Annotated in this window: 2 protein-coding genes and 2 pseudogenes; all 4 read right to left on the reverse strand. The window is 32.3% G+C overall.

Annotated elements, in window-relative coordinates:
- Nucleotides 1-93 precede the first annotated feature (93 nt).
- Nucleotides 94-379, reverse strand: a pseudogene (gene vapD, locus H7N67_RS07805) (endoribonuclease VapD).
- Entirely contained in the window at nucleotides 360-752 is a 393-nt protein-coding gene (locus H7N67_RS07810; RefSeq protein WP_165543159.1) for a type II toxin-antitoxin system HP0895 family antitoxin, read from the reverse strand. The pseudogene vapD and the gene H7N67_RS07810 overlap by 20 nt, the downstream one beginning before the upstream one ends.
- A 381-nt stretch (nucleotides 753-1133) precedes the next feature.
- Nucleotides 1134-1314: pseudogene (locus H7N67_RS08230) on the reverse strand (hypothetical protein).
- A 491-nt stretch (nucleotides 1315-1805) separates the two neighbouring features.
- Nucleotides 1806-2272: outer membrane protein (locus H7N67_RS07815; RefSeq protein ID WP_187939610.1), on the reverse strand; the 467-nt coding region annotated here is incomplete at its 5' end.

The raw sequence follows: 2272 nt of genomic DNA on the forward strand, positions 1-2272 counted from the left end.
TTTACAAAACAACTCGCTATGACTGCCTAAGCCATAAAAAAGCGTTGCTTTTCACTCTATAAGTGCCAAGAATTTTAAAAATTTGGCTAAACGCTAGGATTTCACAATCTCAGTAAAATTGCTAAAGTCCTCTACCTTAAACGCTCTAATATCCCTAACAGACTTTTTAAACCACTCAATTTGAGAGAGTTTATTGATTGCTTTATAGACTTGCGCTAGAGTGTTTTCTTTAGAATAATTAACATAAACGCTCCCTTGAGTGTTTTCAAACCCCAATAGCTCTAATTCTTGCCTTAAATCATCATAGGCTTTATTGTAGGGTTCTTCCGTATTCTTTTTTTAAAATCTCAATCTTTAAATCAAACGCTAAAGCATACATTTTCAAAACCTTTATTATTTTCTCTTTTTAACTCGTTTGTAAGAACATCTAAACTATCAATTTGAGTGAGATTAACCCCATTCACCACATCCCTCATGGCTTGTTGCGTTTGAATGTTTGGGATCTTGCGCCCCAAACAGCAATCTCTTTTATCATCAAAAGCTTGGCTGATTTTTTGCAAGAGTTCATTTAACGCGTCTATTTTATCCTTAAAGTTTTGATCCCTTTTTTCCAATTCTTTAGCCATTTTTTCTTTAAAAGAAACTCTATCATTTTGCATCTTTTTGATTTTTCGCTCTAATTGATGGATTAAATTAAAAAGCTGTTTTTCGCTGTATTTTGTGTAGTCTTTTTCTGCGGTGGTGTTTGGCATGCTTTATTCCTTTTTTAAAAATATCAGCTCATTATAGCGCAAGCGATAGAGCAAGATTAAAAAGCTAGAAATCAAAACTTAAAGATTGAAAAGCGGATTGGGAAGTTAATGAAAAGATTAAAGATTAAAAAATTAAAGATCAAAAGATTAAAAAGAAGCGGATTGAAAAATCAGTGAAAAGATTAAAAGATCTTTTAGTAAAAAATTTTAAAAAAGTTTAAAAGAATAAAAGTTCTGTGAGTGAAAAATAATCGTTTTAGATTTGATTTTATAATAAAAATCATTTTATTAAGTTTTGTTTTATTTTCTTAAAAAGATAGAAAGTATTTGAAACCATTCTCCCCCTTTTAACCCCACTAAACCCCCAAAAAGAAGCGCTTTTTAAAAACTATCGCTTAAAGTAGCGTCAAGTTTTCTACTAAATAATACCAAAAATACTAAAAAAGATTTTTTCATTTTTAAAATTATCGCTTGCTTTTGGCAAGCTCTTTTATCATTGGTTATAAAAAATACTAAAAAAGGATTTTTCATCAACCCCCCCCCAAAAATAAAAACTAAAGATTAAAAAGCGAAAGCAGTGGGGATCAGTAAAAAGAAAAAGATCAAACCCCCAAAAAAAGAAAGGCTTTTAAAAAAGAAATCCCTTAAAAAAGAAAGTTCAAAAAAAGAAATCCCTTAAAAAAGAAAGTTTAAAAAGAGAGTTTAAAAAGAGAGTTTAAAAAACAAAGGGGGTTTAAAGAAAAAGGGGGTTTAAAAAAGAAACCCCTTAAAAAAAGAAGCCCCCCTAAAACAAAGGGTTCAAAAAAAGGTTCAAAAATTCAAAACAAAGAGTTCAAAAAACAAAGAGTTCAAAAACAAAGAATTTAAAACAAATGGTTCAAAAAAAGAAGCCCCCTAAAACAAAGGGTTCAAAAAAAGAGGGTTCAAAAAAGAAACCCCTTAAAAAAGAGAGTTTAAAAAAACAAAAAAACAAACCCCCCAAAAAACAAAGGGTTCAAAACAAACCCCCCAAAAAAGAGGGTTTAAAAAGAGAGTTCCACAAAGAGCTAAACGTCAATAAGCGAAAACATAATTCAAATACACGCTATAAAGCCTTCTGTATTTGAGTTCAGCCCCCATAAAGGAATAGTAGTTCGTATTAATGGTAGGGATTTTAAGCCCTAGTTCAATGCCGTGTTGAGCGGCATGATCGCTGCCTTTTTTCTTAGATCTAGCGAGGTTCATTCTCACTCCCATGTTGAATAAGAATTGGAAATTCGCCACATTCATTTTAGCGTTATAGACGTTATTCATGGTGGCTAAATTCACGTATTCAGAGTTAAGCCATGAAGTCCCCGCTAACGCAATGCCTCCAAAAAGCCCCACAGAAAGCTTGTTGTTTTTGCCTAAAAAGTTGGTGGCTTTATCGTTGATGAAGTTATAGAGAGCGTCCGCTCCAAAACCATAAGTCCATACGTCAGAAGCCGAGTTGAAGAAGCTGGATTTAATAAACGCATGGTTGTAATCAAAGAAGCCGTAAT

The organism is Helicobacter pylori, from assembly GCF_014498195.1.
Taxonomy (GTDB): Bacteria; Campylobacterota; Campylobacteria; order Campylobacterales; family Helicobacteraceae; genus Helicobacter; species Helicobacter pylori_DO.

Bases quoted from the DNA above. Each gene is read 5' to 3' on its own strand.
- H7N67_RS07810 (WP_165543159.1), bottom strand. From the start codon at position 752: ATGCCAAACACCACCGCAGAAAAAGACTACACAAAATACAGCGAAAAA.